18 protein-coding genes and 1 pseudogene are annotated in these 18,932 nt (G+C 60.4%); 5 read left to right on the top strand and 14 right to left on the bottom strand.

What is annotated here, in order from left to right; all coding sequences use genetic code 11:
* Positions 1-57: 57 nt before the first annotated feature.
* The 6 genes from ACWNC0_RS06725 to ACWNC0_RS06750 all read right to left on the bottom strand — a co-directional run bounded on the left by ACWNC0_RS06725 (position 58) and on the right by ACWNC0_RS06750 (position 7,415).
* Complete coding sequence (locus tag ACWNC0_RS06725) at positions 58-1,308, bottom strand: MFS transporter (protein WP_449470479.1); 1,251 nt, start codon at positions 1,306-1,308, stop codon at positions 58-60.
* Between the two features lie 179 nt (positions 1,309-1,487).
* Positions 1,488-1,877, bottom strand: a complete 390-nt coding sequence (locus ACWNC0_RS06730) for a VOC family protein (RefSeq protein ID WP_449470480.1) — start codon at positions 1,875-1,877, stop codon at positions 1,488-1,490.
* A 46-nt stretch (positions 1,878-1,923) separates the two neighbouring features.
* Positions 1,924-2,310 (bottom strand): VOC family protein, encoded by a 387-nt coding sequence (locus tag ACWNC0_RS06735; protein WP_449470482.1) that lies wholly within the window; start codon positions 2,308-2,310, stop codon positions 1,924-1,926.
* A gap of 78 nt (positions 2,311-2,388) precedes the next feature.
* Positions 2,389-4,914 (bottom strand): TonB-dependent receptor, encoded by a 2,526-nt coding sequence (locus tag ACWNC0_RS06740; RefSeq protein WP_449470484.1) that lies wholly within the window; start codon positions 4,912-4,914, stop codon positions 2,389-2,391.
* A gap of 167 nt (positions 4,915-5,081) precedes the next feature.
* A complete protein-coding gene (locus tag ACWNC0_RS06745) occupies positions 5,082-6,128 on the bottom strand; it encodes a hypothetical protein (RefSeq protein WP_449470486.1) in 1,047 nt (348 codons plus the stop codon).
* 51 nt (positions 6,129-6,179) lie between these two features.
* Entirely contained in the window at positions 6,180-7,415 is a 1,236-nt protein-coding gene (locus tag ACWNC0_RS06750; protein WP_449470488.1) for an aminotransferase class III-fold pyridoxal phosphate-dependent enzyme, read from the bottom strand.
* Between the two features lie 235 nt (positions 7,416-7,650).
* Between ACWNC0_RS06750 and ACWNC0_RS06755 the strand changes: the two genes are divergently transcribed.
* Both ACWNC0_RS06755 and ACWNC0_RS06760 read left to right on the top strand, forming a co-directional pair.
* Positions 7,651-8,202, top strand: a complete 552-nt coding sequence (locus ACWNC0_RS06755; protein ID WP_449470490.1) for a cupin domain-containing protein — start codon at positions 7,651-7,653, stop codon at positions 8,200-8,202.
* A gap of 110 nt (positions 8,203-8,312) precedes the next feature.
* A pseudogene (locus tag ACWNC0_RS06760) lies at positions 8,313-8,456 on the top strand (IS110 family transposase); the annotation flags it as partial.
* 12 nt (positions 8,457-8,468) lie between these two features.
* Here the strand turns inward: ACWNC0_RS06760 and tnpC are convergent.
* From tnpC to ACWNC0_RS06795, 7 genes are all read right to left on the bottom strand, one after another.
* Positions 8,469-9,992 (bottom strand): IS66 family transposase, encoded by a 1,524-nt coding sequence (tnpC, locus tag ACWNC0_RS06765; RefSeq protein WP_438860449.1) that lies wholly within the window; start codon positions 9,990-9,992, stop codon positions 8,469-8,471.
* 31 nt (positions 9,993-10,023) lie between these two features.
* Positions 10,024-10,380: an IS66 family insertion sequence element accessory protein TnpB gene (tnpB, locus tag ACWNC0_RS06770; protein ID WP_449470443.1), complete on the bottom strand. Its 357-nt coding sequence runs from the start codon at positions 10,378-10,380 to the stop codon at positions 10,024-10,026.
* The gene (locus ACWNC0_RS06775; protein ID WP_449470492.1) at positions 10,377-10,787 is read right to left on the bottom strand and encodes a transposase; all 411 of its coding nucleotides are present in this window, start codon (positions 10,785-10,787) and stop codon (positions 10,377-10,379) included. Before ACWNC0_RS06775 ends, tnpB begins: the two co-directional genes overlap by 4 nt.
* Positions 10,744-12,369 carry a Tn3 family transposase gene (locus ACWNC0_RS06780; RefSeq protein WP_449470493.1) on the bottom strand — a complete coding sequence of 542 codons (1,626 nt, stop codon included), beginning with the start codon at positions 12,367-12,369 and terminating at the stop codon, positions 10,744-10,746. Before ACWNC0_RS06780 ends, ACWNC0_RS06775 begins: the two co-directional genes overlap by 44 nt.
* Complete coding sequence (locus ACWNC0_RS06785; protein ID WP_449470495.1) at positions 12,363-13,064, bottom strand: DUF4158 domain-containing protein; 702 nt, start codon at positions 13,062-13,064, stop codon at positions 12,363-12,365. Before ACWNC0_RS06785 ends, ACWNC0_RS06780 begins: the two co-directional genes overlap by 7 nt.
* Before the next feature lie 124 nt (positions 13,065-13,188).
* Positions 13,189-13,719, bottom strand: coding sequence for a hypothetical protein (locus ACWNC0_RS06790; RefSeq protein WP_449470496.1), 531 nt, complete (start codon positions 13,717-13,719; stop codon positions 13,189-13,191).
* Positions 13,716-14,927 carry an integrase gene (locus ACWNC0_RS06795; protein WP_449470498.1) on the bottom strand — a complete coding sequence of 404 codons (1,212 nt, stop codon included), beginning with the start codon at positions 14,925-14,927 and terminating at the stop codon, positions 13,716-13,718. Before ACWNC0_RS06795 ends, ACWNC0_RS06790 begins: the two co-directional genes overlap by 4 nt.
* Positions 14,928-15,311: 384 nt before the next feature.
* On the opposite strand from ACWNC0_RS06795, the gene ACWNC0_RS06800 reads away from it, so the two are divergent.
* Complete coding sequence (locus tag ACWNC0_RS06800; RefSeq protein ID WP_449470500.1) at positions 15,312-16,499, top strand: hypothetical protein; 1,188 nt, start codon at positions 15,312-15,314, stop codon at positions 16,497-16,499.
* A gap of 287 nt (positions 16,500-16,786) precedes the next feature.
* On the opposite strand, the gene ACWNC0_RS06805 is transcribed toward ACWNC0_RS06800, so the two are convergent.
* Positions 16,787-17,188 carry a hypothetical protein gene (locus ACWNC0_RS06805; RefSeq protein WP_449470502.1) on the bottom strand — a complete coding sequence of 134 codons (402 nt, stop codon included), beginning with the start codon at positions 17,186-17,188 and terminating at the stop codon, positions 16,787-16,789.
* Positions 17,189-17,422: 234 nt separating this feature from the next.
* On the opposite strand from ACWNC0_RS06805, the gene ACWNC0_RS06810 reads away from it, so the two are divergent.
* Together ACWNC0_RS06810 and ACWNC0_RS06815 are read left to right on the top strand one after the other, a co-directional pair.
* Complete coding sequence (locus ACWNC0_RS06810; protein WP_449470503.1) at positions 17,423-17,812, top strand: hypothetical protein; 390 nt, start codon at positions 17,423-17,425, stop codon at positions 17,810-17,812.
* A gap of 230 nt (positions 17,813-18,042) precedes the next feature.
* Entirely contained in the window at positions 18,043-18,297 is a 255-nt protein-coding gene (locus ACWNC0_RS06815; RefSeq protein WP_449470505.1) for a hypothetical protein, read from the top strand.
* The last annotated feature ends 635 nt before the right edge of the window (positions 18,298-18,932 follow it).

Below are 18,932 nucleotides of genomic sequence, written 5' to 3' on the forward strand. Positions count from 1 at the left end.
GAGCTCGCTCCAATTCTTATAGTCGGTATTTTTATGTGTTTCACGCAAGCGGCCGCATCACTGCAACGCATGCGACATATGCTCAGCCCTGACCTTTTCCCTGAGGTGGCGGCCAATTGCGAAGAAGGCCGCCGCCCCCGCCAGGCACAGGGTGACGAAAGCGGCCGAAACGGTGAGGTAATTGCCCGACACATCCCGAAGCCAGCCCGCGAGCGGCGACGTGGCGAAAGTGAAGGGGATGGTGAAGAGGCCCAGCAAGCCAAGCACTTTGGGCAGCGCCTCCACCCCAAACACCTCAATCGACAAGGCGTTGATGGGCGGGAATATCGCTGCCCCGGCCAAGCCGATGAGAGAGGCGGATGCCGTAAGAGCGGGTAGCCAGCCAGTCATTGCCAATAATCCCCAGCCAGTCGAAAATCCGAGTCCAGCGATCCCCAATGTGTTTGCAGAGCCCCAGCGATCACATGCAATCCCGGCCAGCAAGGAACCGGCGATACTCGCTGCCCCCGAAATCGCAAGAAGGACCGCCCCCATTTCCACGGAGACGCCATGTTCCTCTACCGCGGGCAGCAAATGGGCAGCGCCAGCGATTGAGATCCCGCTCAGTACCCCATATCCCAACATGATGACCCAGAATATCGCCGTGCCCATAATGCCGCCGGGCCGGGCTTCGACATCCGGCACGTCGACAACGGCCTCATCGGATGCATCCAGCGGCGGCTCCTCCACGCTCAGCGTCAAAGGCAATAGCAAGAGGTGCAGCGCCGCCAGTGACAGATAGAGGCCCGCCAAGCCGTATCGCTGCATGATGCCTACGCCGACGACAGGGATGATCGTGCTGAAGATAGGCAGATAGGCGATGCCCGTCGCCCTACCACGGGCGTGTGGGAACCAGCCGCCCGCCAGCACCGCCGGAGGAAGCGCCGCGAACAATGCCGCGCCGGGACCAATGAATACCGCGCATGCGAACAGCGCAACAGCTATGCTCGGGGCAAAGGCAAGCAGCAGATAGCCGGTGAAAGACACCAGAACCCCGACTGTCATGACCCGTCGAAGTCCCCATCGTGCCAGCAAAAGAGCCATCATAGGGCCAAGTGCGGTCATGGTCAGGACCGTGAGCGAAAGACCCATGGCAGCCCAGCCCATAGAGGCATGGAACCGTTCCTGGAATGCCAAGACGCTCACGCCGAGCCCACCAAATGCGCAGCCCGTTCCAACATTCTGTGCCAATGTCGCCCGAAGCAGCATGGCCCCCGCGCGCCCGCGCAATCCCATCATCGGCTCTTCTATAGCAGCAAATTCCGCCATTTCCTGTTCGCCTTCATGAAACCTGCGGGAGGTAGGCTGCCCCGAGTCAACGCTTTAAACTGTGGTGCCTGAACAGGCGTCGTGCTTGCCCATTGATCGCCGTCCAGCAAACCAGCCATGTCTCAGACGGAAGACAGGGCATGTCGTACACCCATGCCCCGCTTCCTCCTGCACCCTGGTCAGGCCATCGATTGCATGACCTCGATGCTATGTCCTTCAGGATCGGCGATTACGGCGTAGCGGAACTGATGTTCTTCCAGCGTTTCCGCCGCCCTGACGCTGGTGCCGCCCGCCGCCAGTGCAGCAGCTACGACGCTATCCACATCTTCGACCATGAAGGCGATCGTCGCTTCCCCGGGCGTCGGGGCAGGCCTGTTCACATAATGCAGCAGGGCAATTTGATTGTCGCCCTCGCCTGTGGACAGGAATATCTCCAGATGAGGATCATCAAGTGCGAGCGCATCGAAGCGCCGAACCTCTTTCAGACCGAATACCTTGTCATAGAAAACAGCTAGTGCTTCTGAATCACTTACGGTGAGCTTGAAATAATATAAGGAAGCCTTGCTCATGTTTTTCCCTCGTCAGAGCCGAATGTCTCGGCGTAGTGCGGAATGATCAAAGACCGAATTGCATGACTTCGATTGCATGACCTTCAGGGTCTGCGATCGTCGCCCAGCGGAAATTATGCTCTTCGATGGATTGGGCCGGCAGGATGATGCTGCCGCCTCTCGCCTGCGAAGCGGCCACCACCGTGTCCACATTTCCAACGGTAAAGGCGACTCGCACTTCACCAGGCTGTGGCGCGGGTTTGTTGATATATTCCATCAGGCACAGCTGCTCCGCCGAAGATGCCGACAGGTAAATCTCCAAATGAGGCCGCACATGTTCGGGCTTGTGAATGCGCCGGGTTTCCTTCATCCCGAACACTTCCTGGTAGAAGGGCGCCAAAGCTTCCGCATCGCCGACCATCAGCTTGACATAATATAGGGACGTTTCGCTCATCGATTTGCCTCTGCGTGACTGGATTGTTCAAATTTGCTATTCAGTTTTAAGGTCTTTCTCTGCGCCTGCCGCCGATCACTAGAATGAGTAGCGCGCGCGAACGCCATACATACGCGGCTCGCCATAAAGCGTGGCGGAGTAGAGAACGGAGGGGAAGACGTTGCTGTTTGATACGCGATAGAGTTTGTTGGCGATGTTCGTACCATACAGGCCGATATCTAGGTTGCTTCCTGCGATCTTCTTCCAGTCGAGAGAGAGATTCAGCGTACCAAAGGGCTCCAGCTTTTCGCCGGGCTGGTTCGGCGGCACCACGGTACCCTCAGTATGCTGCGAGGACGTATGTGAGTAGATCGCAAAGAAAGAAATCGTCCCAAGATTGCCACCCAAAGACTGCTCCGCCGAGGCATGAATGCTGTAGATGTACGGCGCGACATACTGGAACGGCAGACAGGATAGGTCGGCTGTCCCGGGCGGGCTGATGAAGTTGCCCGAACAGTCCTGCACCGGTACATTCGGCTGATATTCGTAACGCTCGTATTTGGCGTCGGTATAGCTGAATGTGCCGCCGATTTCCACGCCCGGGAACGGCCTTAGCGAAGCTTCCGCCTCTACGCCCTGGATGCGGGCGTCGGCCTTCAGAACTTGAGCGCCAGCTGCCTGCGTCACAGGATTGAAATCACCCGTGGCCCGCTGAATATCCTTGTATTTTAGATAATAATAGGTGGCGTTCAAACGAAGTGGCATGCCCGCAACCCGGACGTCCGACTTGAAACCGCCCTCATAGGATGTGACATATTCGGGTGGGAATGTTCGGGTGGTCGGGAAGACGGCATTGGCATTGATGCCCCCCGCCTTGTAGCCGCGGCTGACCTTTGCGTAGAGGAGCAAGGCGTCAGAGGCCCGGTAGTCCAACCCAATGGTCCAGGTAGGGGCATTGGTCTTAAGGACGGCGTTGAACTCGCATTCGCTTGGATCGACTGCAGGGGTGTTCGTGGCCGAGCAGAGAATGGCGCCAGGCGCCTGAGGTGTAGGATTGAGGTTGGGTCCGAAGAAATTGGCCGACCCGCTTACCTTATCCCAGGTATGGCGATATCCACCGGTCAGCTTGAGATTTTCCAGGGTCGGTACAAGCAAGCCGAAATCCAGCGTTGCCTGTGCGTAGAGTGCCTTTGACCTGTTGGTGATCGAAAACCTGGCGTCAGAGCTTGGGCAGAAGCCGGTGAACGCAGCCGGGCAGAAGGCGATCGCGCCCGCGCCTTGCTCCCTGACGGGACGCTGATCGTAGAGGAATGCCCCGGTCGTCAATGTCAGTTGATTGTCGAACAGATTGCCCTGCAACTGCAGTTCTTCGGTGAAGACTTTCAAATCATCTCTGGGAACGCGGGCCGATGTGGCGTTAACATAGATTAGCGGCGTTCCATCGCCTGGCAGCGTGGCCTGGCCCGGCGCGGGATAACGGCGTGGGTCATCATCCTGCTGTTGGAGGACGCTGCCGTCGCTATCGATACTGTAGTTCGAGGTGAAACGCTGGTAGCTCACGATATTGCGGAGCGTAAGTTCGTCGTTCAGATTGAGCGAAGAAGTGTTGGTGATGCCCCAGGTCTTCGTCTTTTGATAGGAATCCACGCCATGCGCCGTCTTTCGCGGCCCGCGTGCTTCTGAATCGGCAGCGGCTGCACGGTACACGTCACATGAAGCGATTTGTCCAGGGATTGTCGGGCCTTCGTAGCAAAAGCCGAGTGACGGATCCGACAATGCTGCGACGTTGAAACCAGTGTTGACAAGTCCGGTGCCATTGTTGCTCGACTTGGCTCCGTAGGCCATCGTGTAGTTCTCAAAGCCTTCAAATGGCTTGAGCGTCAGGCCGATGCGTCCGGAATACCAGTGCGTATTGTCACGATCCTTGTCCCAGACCACGTCATAGGTGTAGCCATCACGGTCCTGATAGGCGCCTGCGACGCGCAGGAGAACCTTGTCCTCCACGACCGGCACATTGATCGCGCCTTCCAGTTGCTTGTTGTCGTAGTTACCGAATTTCGCCTGAGCATAGCCTTCGAAATCATTGGTCGGCTTGTGCGGGACGAGCAGAACAGCGCCACCTGTGGTGTTACGTCCGAACAAAGTACCCTGCGGCCCGTTTAGAACCTGCACGTTCTCCAGGTCGACGAAATTCCCCGGTCCGCCCTGTTGAGGGGTAGAAATCGGAGCGGGCAGCGGTACTTCGTTCAGGTACACCACCACACCGGGGGAGGCTTGGAAGGTGGCGCCTTGGCCGCGTATCGTGAAGCTCTGCGCCTCACGCGAGGGATTGCCATTATTGCCCACTACCAGCGAAGGAACGGTGGCTTGCAGGTTTTGCGCTTCCGTCACGCCTTGCTGCTGAAGGCGCTCGGGAGAAAAGGCCGTGATGGCGATAGGCACGTCTTGCGCGCGCTCGTCGCGACGCTGGGCGGTCACCACGATATCATCAGAAGGGGAGTTGCTAGCGTCGAGCGCCGTAGCTGAGCGATCCTGAACCTGCGCCTGCACATTCTGCGGAATGGCGAGCGGTAACAGTGTCGCTGAACATAATAAGCCGACGCGAAGCCTTGTATATATAGCCATGTTATAGCCTCCCTCTTAAAATGATATCGTCTGCCAAGTTTTTTGTCTTGGTTTGTTCAATTATTGGCGAGGTGATGTGTTCTGGCAGAAGATGATGACGCGCGAGCGGCGCGCATCCAGCGATCATCTATTAGGTTTTTCTTCTGCCAGAATGATGCATATCCCTCTTATGCCGCTGCCTGATCATATATTGCAGGCATGATCGTGGGCGGCCCTGGCTCGAATACGCTCGTGAGGAACTGGATGAATTCAGGGTCGTGGAGCGGATCGCTCGGCGTCTTGAACGCTATGCCGCGAGCACGTAGTTCCGAAAGGAAGATGTCGAAGACCTGCTCATGCGATAGATCATCGCTATGATCGAGCGCGACCGTCATCTCATTTAGATCCATGTACATATCCGCGCCCCAATGGAACAGAAGGCGGATTTCGTCGGCTGGTAATTGCTGAACAACCTTGCCATCGGTCGTAACCTGCCAACCGTCCGAATTGGGGTCTGCTGCGATTACTGAATTGATGGCCAGGCCCTTCGGCTTGCGCATGTGTTCCGGCCCACAAGCGTTTGCGCCGTGATACATGACCTCATTCTCGACCACCGCGGCGCGGCCCCACATCGGGGCATAAAGCTGCTTGGGCTGCCCGTCCGGGCCATCCGGCCAATAGGTAAAGCCGCCGCCGATCTGCCCCTTATAATACCAGGTCAGCACCTGCGTTTTCTTTACCTGCCAATGGCGGAACAACCCGGATTTGGTCATGAGGCCGATCAGCCAGGACGGGGTGTTCTGAATGTTCACACCACGATAATCGGCGCCATCAACATGTGGCGGGCCGCCTGCGCCGGCCGGACCCTGAATGTTGCAAAGCATTAGGTTGGGGGCTGCATATTTGGCACCCCAATAACCACGGGCCAGTTCAAGAAACTTGCTGTGATAGAAACAGTCCTCGATTTCGGGGTAAAGGCTTGCATAGCCCCGTCCGAGAAAGGCGCGGAAAACAGGGCTCAAAAACATGTCCCATGTGGGAACGAAGCCTTCGGGGAGTGTTCCGGATGTCGCACCAATCACCTCTTCAGGGGAACTGAATTCCTGCGAAAGGATAGTGGTCCATGGCCCTTGCTCGCGAAGAACGGAAAAAAGCCGCTGCCGTTGATCTTCGCTGAACGCGCCCTCCAGGAGTTGGGGCTCGGCGATTGGGCGTAGAAACGAATGAGTATTCATAACGACTTCCTCTCAGAACAAAAAAACTGCGAAACAAATTTCAGAACGATCTCAAGCCGTTCGTTTAAGTACGTCGAGCAAAGTTTGTGTGAGACTATCGATTTGGTCACGACTGATAATAAGCGGGGGTGAGAGCACGATCGTGTCGCCATTTGCGCGGACCAAAAGGCCCTTTTCGAAGCAGTCCACGAATGCTTCAAATCCGCGTGATCCTGGATCATCTGGCCGAGGGGCAAGTTCAATTGCCGCGATAAGGCCCATGGCCCGGATATCGGCAATGTGCGGCGCGGTCTGCAATGACAGCAGGCTGTGCTGCCAATGCTCTTCAAGCTCAGCAGCGCGGCTAAAAAGGCCTTCGCGCTGATAGATGTCGAGGCTTGCAAGGCCCGCCGCGCAAGCAGCCGGGTGACCGGAATAGGTGTACCCATGAAAAAGCTCGATCGCGGCTTCAGGCCCCTGCATCAGGGCATCATGCACGTCGCGCGACGTGAATACGGCCCCCATTGGCATGGCGCCGTTGGTCAGCCCCTTCGCTGTCGTGATAATATCGGGGACCACATCGAAGTGCTGGGCCGCGAAGGGACTACCAAGACGGCCGAAGCCGGTAATCACTTCGTCGAAAATGAGGAGGATGCCATGCCGCGTCGCTATCTCGCGCAGCCGCTTCAAATAACCCTGCGGCGGCAGCAGCACCCCTGTCGAGCCAGCGACGGGTTCTACGATGACGGCCGCGATAGTATCCGCCCCATGCAGCTGGACGAGACGCTCAAGATCGTCAGCCAACTCGGCGCCATGTTCGGGCGGGCCCTTGCACAACAGGTTGCGGCTGGGATCGTGAGTGTGCCGCATGTGGTCAACGCCATGCAGGGTGGAGAAGGCGCGACGATTATTGACAAGGCCGCCTACCGAAATGCCGCCAAAGCCCACGCCGTGATAGCCACGCTCACGCCCGACCAGCCGAGTGCGCGTGCCCTGGCCGATCGCGCGCTGATAGGCGAGCGCGATCTTGAGCGCCGTGTCCACGGATTCCGAGCCCGATCCGGTGAAGAATATCCGGTCGAGACCGGGGGGCGCGATTTCGGAGAGGCGTTCTGCAAAGCGGAAGGCGAGAGGATGGCCCAGCTGAAAGCTTGGTGCGTAATCGAGGCTTTCCAACTGGGCGGCGACTGCTGAGGCGATCTCCGTACGGCCATGTCCTGCGTTGACGCACCACAGGCCGGCCGTCCCGTCGAGAATCTCGCGTCCGTCGTCGCTGCGATAGTGCATCCCCGTTGCTTCGACCAGCATTCGAGGCGCCGCTTTGAACTTCCTGTTGGGAGTAAACGGCATCCAGTAGGCATCAAGAGCAACGCTGTTATTAAGACTTCTTCATTTGATCATCCGCTAATTTAGCGACATGTTGACCGTTTACTCAGGCAACCCGCAAGACGTTTTCCGACCTTCAGAAAGTTCTTGATTTACAATAGGATGCGCTGATAAACGTTCGATATATCAAACATATGCAACAGGACGAGTAGTTTTGATGCCGGAAGTGGAAATCGGATCGCGCCTACGCCGTGCGCGGGAGAAGGCTGGCATTTCTCAACGTGCGCTGGCCAAGCGTGCCGGCATCACCAATTCCACCATCTCATTAATGGAATCGGACGGCACCAATCCATCGATCGGCGCTCTGAAGCGCGTGCTTGATGCGATGTCGGTCAGTTTAGCTGACTTTTTCGCGACGGACGAGACGGATCGTCCCCGAACTTTCTACAAGGCCTCCGAACTAACGGAAATTGGCAAAGGCTCCGTATCCTTACGTCAAGTAGGACCCAGCCTGGTGGGGCGCCAGCTGCAAATCCTGTCCGAAACCTACCAACCCGGCGCCGATACGGGGAAGATCAACCTCACTCATGAGGGCGAGGAAGGCGGGATCGTTATATCCGGCTTTCTCGAACTGACCGTCGATGGCGAGAGATGCATATTGGGGCCCGGCGACGCTTACAGCTTCGACAGCAAGCGCCCTCATCGCGTCCGCTGCGTCGGGGATGAACCAGCTCGCTGCATTAGTGCGTGTACCCCCCCTAACTTCTAAGATCAGATGGGGTGATTGGGGCCGACCCTGAATCGCTTGGGTGGCTGCTCCTCGCAAAATGGTAAGACGTGGTCCGTGTTGAGCGGCCACAACCATAAGGAGGAGCAACCATGCGCTACTATGCCGGACTGGATGTTTCGTTGGAAGAGACAGCGATCTGTATCGTCGATGAGGTAGGCAAGATCGAACGCGAACTTCGCGCGTCGAGCGACCCCGCTGCCTTAATCGATGCCTTCGCCGCACTCGACTTACCGTAACCGGTGTTCTCAGGCCACGGCGGTCCATGGCATGAGTTCGCCGACGGCGCTGGCCGGATGACCCGCAGCCAGCTTACCGAGCGTTTCGGTCAGCCAGGTGTGCGGATTGATACCGGATATCTTGCAGTTCTCGATGAGCGTGGCGATGACCGCCCAGTTGTCGCCGCCTTCATCGGAGCCGGCGAACAGGGCATTCTTCCGATTGAGCGCGAGGGGTCGGATTGAGCGTTCGACGGTGTTGCTATCGAGATCGATGCGGCCATCATCGAGGAAGCGGGAGAGGCCATCCCAACGGGTGAGCGCGTATCGGATTGCCTCGCCGAGCTTGCTCTTGGCGCTTACCTGGCGGTTCCGCGCACCGAGGTATTGGTGGAGGTCATCGACGATGATGCGACTGCGTCCACTGCGGATCAACCGGCGCTGTTCGGCAGGCAGCCCTCGTACCTCGTCCTCAATGGCATAGAGCTGGGCGATCCGGCGCAGCACTTCGGTGGCGACTGGCGAGCTGTCGGCCAGTTCGTAGAATTTGCGGCGCACATGGGCCCAGCAAAAGGCGAGGTGGATCTGGTTGCGCCGCCGGGCGAGCGCGGCGTAGCCACCATAGCCATCGACCTGCAGGATGCCGACGAAGTCGCCCAGGTGCGTTTCCGCCCGCTCGCTCTTGCGATCGGCAGCATAGACATAGGCAACCATCGGCGGATCATCGCCGCTCCACGGGCGATCATCGCAAGCATAGGCCCATAATTGCCCGGTTTTGGTCCGCCCTCGACCGGGATCAAGCACTGGTGCGGTGGTCTCGTCGGCGAACAGCCGCTCGGATCGCCGCAATCGCTCCAGGATATGGTCGCGCAGTGGGCGCAGGTACCAAGCCGCCCGTCCCACCCAGTCGGCCAGCGTCGAGCGATCAAGCTGGATGCCTTGGCGGGCGTAAATCTGTGCCTGTCGGTACAACGGCAGGTGATCAGCGTACTTGGCGACCAGCACCTGCGCGATCAGCGCTTCGGTAGGAATGCCGCCCTCGACGATCCGTGCCGGCGCCGGGGCCTGCACAATGGCACTCTCGCACGAACGGCAGCCGTAGCGCGGACGGCGCGTGACGAGCACGCGAAAGGTGGTGGGCACGACATCGAGACGCTCGGCCACATCCTCGCCGATCTGGTGGAGTGAACCCTCGCAGCAAGGGCAAACCTTGTCCTCGAGATCGACAACCTGTTCGATCCGTTCGAGATGGGAAGGCAGTGATCCGCGGTTGGTCTTGCGCGGCCGATCCGCCGGTGTCCGCTTCGCCTTGTCGCGGGCCTGCTCGGCCTGAGCTAATGCTGTCTCGACTTCTTCCAGGGAGAGCTCGAACTGGTCGGGATCGAGCTGTTCGGAACGGCGGCCGAAACGGTGGCGTTGCAAGGCATCGATGATGGCCTTCAGGCGCTCGACCTCGGCCTGGAAAACCTTGAGAGCATCAAGCTCGCGGGCCTGTTCGAGGACGAGCGCACGGAGCGCTTCGACGTCGTTGGGAAGGTCCGCTTCCATAAGCATGAGGGCAGTGAATCAGCAGACGAAAGCCCCGTCAACCGGCAATCTGCGGAGCAATCGGGCGCCGCCCGCCATGCACTCGGCGCCAGTCCAGACCTTCCAGCAGAGCGCCCAGTTGCGCCGCCGTAAGACGCATCACGCCGTCCTGGATGCCGGGCCACTTGAAACCGCCGGACTCCAGCCTCTTGGCCATCAGGCACAGGCCGGTGCCGTCCCACCAGACCAGCTTGATCCGGTCGGCGCGCTTCGCCCGGAACACGTAGATCACGCCCGAATAAGGATCACCGCCGTACTCAGCACCAACCAGCGCCGCAAGCGAATCTGCACCCTTGCGAAAATCTACCGGGCGCGTCGCCACCATCACCCGCGTACCAGGCCCTATCCCGATCATCGATCACCATCAATTCCTGGGCCCTGCAGAGCTTGGATAACGGCTACCACCAGATCGGTCCGGGCCGCTTGCCCGATCCGGACAACGGCACCACTGACCTCGACCTCTACAACCCCATCGTGCGAACCCGGCGGCGATGTCTCGCCAACCACGGGCACGAACATCGGCTCGTGACGGGGCGGAATCTTGCTGGCCTCTACCGCGTAACGCAGCTCCCGCCGCCATGTGTATAGCAGCGCAGTGCTGACATCCCGCTCGCGTGCAAAGGCAGCGACATTGTCGCAACGCTCCATCTCCGCAACCAGCGCCAGCTTCTGCTCCAGCGTCCAGGCACGCCGTCGTCCGGCCATCCCGCTGAGAACTTCAACCCGTCGAACTGGCTTTGGTGTTGATGTGCTCGTGCGCATTGGGAGCAATCCGTCTAATTTGGTGATCGGGAAACATCTCCGGCATTTGCGCACTGACTTCGCCGATCCGATTTGCGTTCCACGTCATAATGACATTGGTCAGCAGCGTCAGCGATGACGATATCGTCGCCATTTGCTCGGGCGTTCGTCCGTGGCCAGGACCAATTGGACCAGAATAAATTGCCCTTTGCAGGGTGTGGACAGACTCGCCCTGGCTAAGGAGTGCATCGTTCATGGCCCGGAAGGCAGGATTGCCGAGGTGGGTGCCAAGAAAGCGGGTGAGGAGAAGCCTGCCGAAGGCACCACCTGCCTGAAAGGCTTCGTCACCTCGAGCTGCACTGCCAAAACGATCCAGCACATATGTTGCCGAACACCACCCGTTCTTGGTCGAGGCCGTAATGCGAAGAAGCGCATCCCATCCTCGGGTTATTGCCCGAATTGAAACCGTCTCGCTGACGACGGAACGCAGGCTGACAGGGACATCGATGCCTCGGGGAAGGTATAGCTTGCGTTTGTGCAGGCGAGCCAACCTTGGCGCTAGATCAAATCCGACCAGTTTGGCCAACGCCATCCCGAAATGGGTGTGACCATGGGTGTCGACAGCGAGGCGGTGAAGATCAACGGCTTCATGGCGAAGCGCTCCCTCGATAGCAGCCCCGGCTTGTCGTCGGTTCAGCACCACGGCCTGATCATGCAGGATAGCCCATTGATCGAGCACGTGGGTATAGGTTCCGATCGCAGGCGTGCGACGCCGCGGGTCATGCCGAGCATTCCAAAGACGACGGGATGCATCAAGGCTCATCATGTCAGCCGATGCTTGAGTTCCGCCACCCCACAGGCCGGTGACCGGCAAGTTTCTAAAATGATCCAGAATGACGCGGTTCGCCGCTGGTAATCGACCTTCGGCTTCAATGCGACGCATCAGCGTTGCGGCCCGGTACGCCTTGAACGCGGCCTCGCGATCGGGTTGATCGATCAGAAAAGCCCATGTCCGACCAAACGGATTGGGCGTGCCTTCGGGTAAGCGCGGCTTTTCCGCGTGGGCTACTCGACCCACAATTGCCAACGTTTGTTCAAGCGGATGGGCAGGCGGAACATTGAGACTAATCGACGTCGCAGCGTTTAGCAGTTCCCTCGTAGCCTTGCCCGCGGTGGCCAATTCCCGTCGAATACGGTCGACCTTCGTGGCCGGACCATGAATCCCGGTCGGAAGGAACGGCGACAAACTTGCGTGCATTTGCTCGCGAGCAGAGGCATCTGACAGATTCTGATCTTCAAGAAGGCTGTTGAGCTGCAAGACCAGAGCTTGATGACGGCGGAGCTCATCCTCGACCGTCGCCTCGGCGCGCGATTTGGCTTGGCGCCAGAGGTTGGCAATCCGATAGTCGATCATGGTGAGGCCATTATCGGTGAGACGGAGCAGCTGCAGACGTAGAAAGCAGGCGATCTCAAGGCTCTTGCGTTCGCCTCGCATTCGCAAAATAGTGGAGGACTTGCGATAAAGCATTGAACGGGCTTGAGCCTTCAGCATTCCGGTCGCCAAGCCTAGATTGAGCTTTTCGGCACCCAGCTTCTTCAGCAAATCGATCTTGGCGATATGGTCTGCGAGGCCTTTCGTTTTTCGGCTCGTAGGCCCATCCCGTAACCATTCCAGAGACGAGTCTTGCCGTTTTCCATCGTCTGCGACAGCTCACTTTGCCAGACCTTTGTCTGTTCCAGGCCGACCGCGCTCACGGCGCGAGTGAGGAGCACTTCATCACAATGACGACGTGCCGCCACTGCCAAACTTCTCGGTCGGCGTCCGGGCAATTGGATATAGTCATGTTCCACCAGCCAGGCGCGAGCGGCTTGTTCCAGTTCTTCCAGCGAGAATTTCTCGCCCGCTTCTCGCCGAAGAAAGCCATTGAGTGCTCGTTCCGCGTGTTCGGTCAGATTGAGTAATTCCAGGACCTCCTTCGCCGCCGCCTGATGTTCGAATAATGTGCGCCGGCGGCGGTACAGGGCGCGGATGGAAGCAAGGCGGGGCGCGGGGAGGCCGAGTTCGTTGCCGAGGTGGGCCAAGATCCGTGGCGGGATGATCTCGAAGGAATTGAGCGGGGCTCCGGTGAGCCGCAGAAAACCTATCTGTAACGCGACGCCAAGGCGATTGAGCGCGCGTCGTCGGCGTAGGACCGCTCTCCGCGCAAGATCGGAGAGAGTGAAACAACCGGCAATTTCGTGAGCAGTCAGGTCTGGGAACCGCTCCCATCCAAGATATTGTCGAAACGGCGCATCCACGACTCGGCCCTCCCTGTAAGAAGGGTACAGACCCGGCGGGAAAGGTCGAGAAACCTCACGCCCCAATCATATCAGTCACTTAGCGCCGTATCCTGCTTTTTCCCAAAAGAAATCAGTGCGTTGCTTAGCGGCACTTTTTGCTTCTTGGTTCCGTGGCCCCCCCCTTGACCCACTCTGCCACCTCTTCGGCGGTAAGATCGGGAAGCAAACCTTTCTCCCACGCGCCTTGCACCCGCGCCTTAAAAATTGCACTCACCGCCTGCGGTCGCAGTGCCGTTGTCCCGAGCGTCACCACCGTCAGCGGATCGCGGCCCCAGCGCCTCGGAACCACAGCGTCGGGCAGCAGGCGCTGCAGCCCGAGATGTAGCGCCGCCGCATGGCGCCGCGCTGCGGCTTTGACGACCGTGGGGTCAACCGGGGGCAGACGCTTGACGAACAGCCGCCGAAACAGCGGCCCCTCCGACATATCAGGAACTTTGAGCAGCTCGGCCATTGCCGCAATCCACGCCTCAATCGCCAGCACGCTGCGCATCGACAGAAAAGCGGTCGCCCCCTCCCCTTCCTGGTCGCCCTTGTGTGAACGGACAAAGAAGACTGCATCGGGTGCCCAATGGCCCTTTCGTCTGACTGACAGATTTCGTCGCAACGGCATCATTTTCTCACACCTTTCAGCATCTGGGCGGCCGCGTTCGAGGAGGGCGCAAGCTTGCGACCGTATCGCAGCGCGGTCGCGGTGGAGGTCCAGCGCAACGCCTGCGCGATCGGCCCCGCATCCTCGCCATGGGCAAACAGGTCCTGGGTCAGGCCGACCCGCAGCGAATGCGTACTGAGCGCCTTGACTGCTTGGGCCAGATTCGCGCCCATGAGATCGACGAGACCCTGATCGGCCGCGGCCAGCGCGGTCCGCTTGATGATCAGCCGCACGGCGGCGGGTGTGAGCGCGTCCTCGCCAATTTTGTAGGTCGCGGTCGCCGAACGCGCGGGCTGGGCCGCCATGCGCTCGCGATCGACGAGCGCGTGCAGGGCAAGATCGCCGATGGTGCGCTCGCGCCGCGCTTCACGCGCCTTGGTCCGGGTCACCGCCACCCTGCGGAACAGGACGCCCGTACGGATCGAGGCAGCCTCTATCCATAGGCTCACGCGCCGCATCGTATCGGGCGAGAGCCACACAAAGGCCCCCTGCCCCTCCTGGTCGGTTTTCGAACGCGCTAATTGGAGTAAACCGGAACCGTCGTCCTGAGGCTCGATCCGGTCGAATTCCACCGCCGCCAGCTCCGACACGCGTAGACCCGCATCATAGCCCAGCGACAGGAGGGCCGCGTCGCGCAGCCCGACGACATCGCCCGAGCATGCTTCGAGCAGGACCGACAGCGTGAACCCCTTGACCGCCTCGCGCCCGATGCCTTCACCGAAGCGCAAGGGACCGGCCTGGCGCTGGCTGACCCCGACCCGGCGCCGCAGGCCACGCAGCGCATCGCGAACCACACCCGCGCCCACGCGGTTGGGAATGCCCAGGAAGTGATGGGCCACCGCCAGCGAGGACAGGCGCCGGGAAACGGTCGCAGGCTTGAGCCGACGCGCCTCGCAATACTCGACATAGGCCACGAGCCGCGTTTCGCTGGCAGGCAAGCCAATCCCACCCTGTTTCTCCGAAAAGCGCGCGTAGCAGTCGAGATCGACCGCGAGCGCCTTGATGCTGGCGCGTGCCCGCGCCTCCAGACTCTTCCGGAAGGCGAGCGCGTCCAGGGCAGTGTCTTCGCCCGTCAGCTCCTGGAGCAAGGCGACGAGTTGGGCTTCGCGATCCTGCGCGGAACCGGACCGCCGGTGCGGCAGTCTGGCCTCGCCCGGTGCCAGGACCGTCACAATCTCCGCGGAGACCGCGGCTTTTGGCGCAGGAAGGTGCTGTGTCTGCGTCCGCTTTCGCAAGGCTGATTTTGCGCTCATGGTGTCGTTTCGAGCATATTCCCGGCCTGCGCGGACGCAAGACTGCGCTGGCGATCCGTGCGAGTCAGCGCCCTTTCGCCGTTCCGTCTGGCTGTTGGCTCAGAATCCGGGGTTATTGGGAAAAGTGACCTGCCTAAAACCGCGGACAGCGCGGAGTCCGGTCTTATTGGGAAAACGACACGCATGGCGGGAGCATAGCAGCGAAAATATCGATGTCACTATCGATAAATTTCTATTATCGATAGTTCGAAAAATGGCGCGCTAGGGCTGGTGCAGTTAAATCAATTTAACTAGACCTTGGAGATGCAGGACCTTTCAGCGCCATCGACCGCCATGCATCCGCTCCAGTCGGACGAAGACGCGCCCCTCGACGCGCTCATGGCGGCGCGGGTGTGCGCCGCGCTGGCCTGGGGCCTCCTTCAAGGTCGGTTGGCCCATGTGCCCGCCCCCGTGGCGCATGCTTTTTGCGCCGCGCTGATCCGCCTGCTGCTAATCGACTCCCTCGCGCAATCTGGCTTTTCCGGCACCGGGGACTGGTTTTCAGCGTGGTTTTCCGGCCTTGAGCCGGCGCCTGACACGACAGCCTCAATCGCAGCACCCGCGTCGCTCGTGGCCGAAACGCTGCTGTCCGAGCTCTCTTTGTCTGCATGGACGCCACTGGCGCAAGCGGCCGCGCAGATCCGCGCCGCGGCGCGCTTCGACCGGACCGACCGGGCCGAAGCCGCCGAAATCCTGCCCGCCTTCGCTGTCGCCGAGGCAGCCGGGTTGGCCGAGCCCCTTACCCCGCCCACCGAAGGCGACTGGCCGCTCGCCGCGCTCGATCATCTGCATGCGGCGGCCGCAGACTCGCCGCATTTCGCGCCCGCCGAGCGGAACCGCCAATTGCTTTCCCTGCCCTCTGGACCGATGGTGTTCGAACAGACAAGGGCCGGAGCGCCGCTGTGGGCCCTGGATCTCATGGCCGGCCCGCTGATCGCGCGAAGCAACCCAGGCTCCCGCCCCCTCCCCTTGCCCGGATCCGTGCGCGCGGAAGCGCTGCGGCCCGAGTTGTGGCCCCGTGAGCGCGCGATCCTCGTCGCCGAGGCCGCCGGGCAAGCCGCGCAGCGGCTGAGCGATCAGCTGGATGCGGCCCATGCGTGTGTGCAGGACATGCAGCACCCCCTATCCGGCCTGCGCTCGACCTCGCGCGCCCCACTGCTGTACCGGCTGCTCGCCAGCCTTGGGCCGCTGCGCCCGCTCCAGATCGAGCAGGCCCTCGCCGTCTCGAAAAATGGCGTACGCGATCTCGTGGCCACCCTCGTCCAAGCGGGTTTGGCGGAAACAAGCCTGCACCGCCACCAGACGGTCGTCCGCGCCCTGCCGCCCCGGCGTGCGCCCATCGTCACGCCGACAGAGCATGAAGACGTGCCCGATAACCCTTATGCCGAACATGACTCGGCTATGGCCGATATCGATCGCCTGCTGGCCCGCTCGGATTCATCGAGGCAATGACCCGGTCGATCGCACAGCAATGCGAGCGTCGCATCGGCGACACGCCCGGTGAAAGAGAAATTTGACGCGCTGGACCGGCTATTTAGGCAGGCACCGCGACGATCGGCCTGAAAATGCCAGCAAGGTATTGATTTTGAACGAGAAAAGAAAGGTACCCGCAAAGGCCACTTGGAGCGCGAAAACCGCGCCTCGGATAGGTGTGGGTGCCGATAGGCCGTTAATGCGCTCTACGGGCTTCTGAGGGCAAAATAGCGGCTAATGGCCCATTTCCGGCCAGTACCAGTGCATTACCTGCGCAAATCGAGCGGGATACGAAAGACAGGATCAGCAAAACGCTCGATGAGCCGCGACCGCAAAAGATCAACGTCATCGTAGCAACCTTTCCAAGGATCACCATCGCAACGCCGGACCAAAGTCACATCGTCCGCCACCCCGGATTCCTTGAGATAGAACAGCGCCTCTTGGAAACCTCGCAAGCAGGTCTGCGTCAAGGTCCCTGCGCCGACACTGGCAGCCGCACGACGGATCCGCACCTCGCGCGCCAGCGCCACGCGCGACTTGCGCACCATATTGCGCGCATACACAAAAGCGTAGTCCCACCTGGCCCGCTCCAATTGCTTGCTGACCGCGTCCAGCATCCGTCGCTGGCCCTCAAGCTGCCGCAAGCCGATCCTTGCGATCGCCGTCACCAGGTCCGCTAATTTGGCTCGGACCCCGCGGCGCACCCGGATGGGGACGCGACGCGCGCGGGCCGCGTCGCGAAGCGGAAAATCTGCTCCCACTGCCCGGCTACCAGCCCCTCCTTGCTGTGAACGGCTGCCACAAGCAGATGGCGCGCCGGCGCATAATGGAAGCGGTTGCGAACCAGCGTCGCCCGATAGCGCGGCGGAACCGTCTCGGTTCGGGGGCCGTGGGAAGCCCGAATGGCGCTGGCCGAACGGCAGGCGCTCGCCGCAATCGATGCCTATGAACTGCCTGACGAGGCGGTGACGGTCGATGCGCGGGGACGGGTCGTGACGGGTGCCTATGACCTGACCCATTGGAAGCACGCCATCGGCACGTCCATCAGCCTGGAAGCGCTGATGGCCGATCCCACCGCCCTGCTGGCCTGGCTCGGCGCCGACGGCGATCGGCATGAGGAACGTGTCCCGAGCCGTCGTGCGGTTTGGGAGCTGGTTCCCGCGATCGAGGCCTGGAGCAGGCATGCCAAGCTATTTCCCCCTCCCCTCCCCTGCTCCACGCCGGCCGGATCGCCGCGCTGTGGCGCCAGCTTGCTCCCCTCGCCCGCGGCGATGCCGTCGCCAGCTTGCTGATCGGCGATCGCTGGGGTCCCGGACGCTGGAAAGGGTCCCACGGCGGACTGACAGCGCTGGGTCTTAACTGGCGGGTGGCCGATGGAAGATCGCCCAGGGCGCCGAGCTTGATCATCTCTGGCTCGGTGCCATCCTGGCCGGCGCCAACGCGCACCTCGAACTGGGCTCCGATTACGCGCCTACGCCACCGCGCCGCCGGTCATATCCGCGATCGGCGACGGACGGGCAGATTGAAGGAGTTGATCTTCTTCGCCATGGCGCGTCCCGCCATCACCAGCAGCCAGGTCGCTAAGCAGTTCGGGCTGACGTCGGCCGGCGCGATCAAGCTGCGGACCACTGCCGAGGCCATAGGGCTGCTTGTCGAGCGGACGGGTCAGGCAAGCTTTCGTAGCTATATGATCGCGGTCAGCGGCGTGGTCTCCTTGCCGTGTCCACGATGGCGCATCGCGGACAATCCGGAAGACGTGTGCGCGTGCCTTCCCTAGAAATCCACACTGCACATCGGCATTCGATTTCGTTCATGTGGCGGACGCCAGCTAGACGGTAATCAAACAGGAGGCCTAGAATAGGCGTGGTGTTGCAGCAGGTGTGGTTGGTAAACTTATGCTTGCCCACCAAGGGATCTCGCCCGAGGGTCAGGCACCTAGGTTCCTCCCTTTCCACAGCTGTTTGTTGGGCCCATTATATCTACAAAATTCCATAAGATAGGCGCCCTCAGGCGCATCTTAGAGGTTTAGAGAATCTATAAGAAGTTAAGCAGTCGATGGCTACAGTGCGAATCGTGGAGTCAGCGCGAGTCGTGGAGAAAGACCCGTTCCTGAAGTCCCGCCTGATCGTTCCTGAAGTCCCGGAAGCAGCGTTCCTATTCTCCCGTGATTCGGTTCCTGAAGTCCCGACAGCCGTTCCTAAAGTCCCGTGAGGGCCATCCGGCGAGGATCCGCGGCGTTGTCTGGTAAAACACGTTTTACTGGAGGATTATGCCATGGTTTTCCGTGACTTATACACGGTTTGCATCTTTCGGAAGGCCTATCCTGGCTGTTATCCCCCATGTGCCATCCAAAAACCGCGAAACACTGCTGTCCACTTACGGGACTTCGGGAACGGGGGCACTTTCATGACG

Source organism: Sphingobium chungangianum, assembly GCF_977014255.1.

Coding starts and splice junctions, on each gene's coding strand:
- ACWNC0_RS06740 (WP_449470484.1), bottom strand. CDS start 4,914: ATGGCTATATATACAAGGCTTCGCGTCGGCTTATTATGTTCAGCGACA.
- ACWNC0_RS06775 (WP_449470492.1), bottom strand. CDS start 10,787: ATGCGCACGAGCACATCAACACCAAAGCCAGTTCGACGGGTTGAAGTT.
- ACWNC0_RS06800 (WP_449470500.1), top strand. CDS start 15,312: ATGCAGGACCTTTCAGCGCCATCGACCGCCATGCATCCGCTCCAGTCG.
- tnpB (WP_449470443.1), bottom strand. CDS start 10,380: ATGATCGGGATAGGGCCTGGTACGCGGGTGATGGTGGCGACGCGCCCG.
- ACWNC0_RS06750 (WP_449470488.1), bottom strand. CDS start 7,415: ATGCTGGTCGAAGCAACGGGGATGCACTATCGCAGCGACGACGGACGC.
- ACWNC0_RS06725 (WP_449470479.1), bottom strand. CDS start 1,308: ATGGCGGAATTTGCTGCTATAGAAGAGCCGATGATGGGATTGCGCGGG.
- ACWNC0_RS06735 (WP_449470482.1), bottom strand. CDS start 2,310: ATGAGCGAAACGTCCCTATATTATGTCAAGCTGATGGTCGGCGATGCG.
- ACWNC0_RS06810 (WP_449470503.1), top strand. CDS start 17,423: ATGGCGCTGGCCGAACGGCAGGCGCTCGCCGCAATCGATGCCTATGAA.
- ACWNC0_RS06745 (WP_449470486.1), bottom strand. CDS start 6,128: ATGAATACTCATTCGTTTCTACGCCCAATCGCCGAGCCCCAACTCCTG.
- ACWNC0_RS06730 (WP_449470480.1), bottom strand. CDS start 1,877: ATGAGCAAGGCTTCCTTATATTATTTCAAGCTCACCGTAAGTGATTCA.
- ACWNC0_RS06755 (WP_449470490.1), top strand. CDS start 7,651: ATGCCGGAAGTGGAAATCGGATCGCGCCTACGCCGTGCGCGGGAGAAG.
- tnpC (WP_438860449.1), bottom strand. CDS start 9,992: ATGCTTATGGAAGCGGACCTTCCCAACGACGTCGAAGCGCTCCGTGCG.
- ACWNC0_RS06790 (WP_449470496.1), bottom strand. CDS start 13,719: ATGATGCCGTTGCGACGAAATCTGTCAGTCAGACGAAAGGGCCATTGG.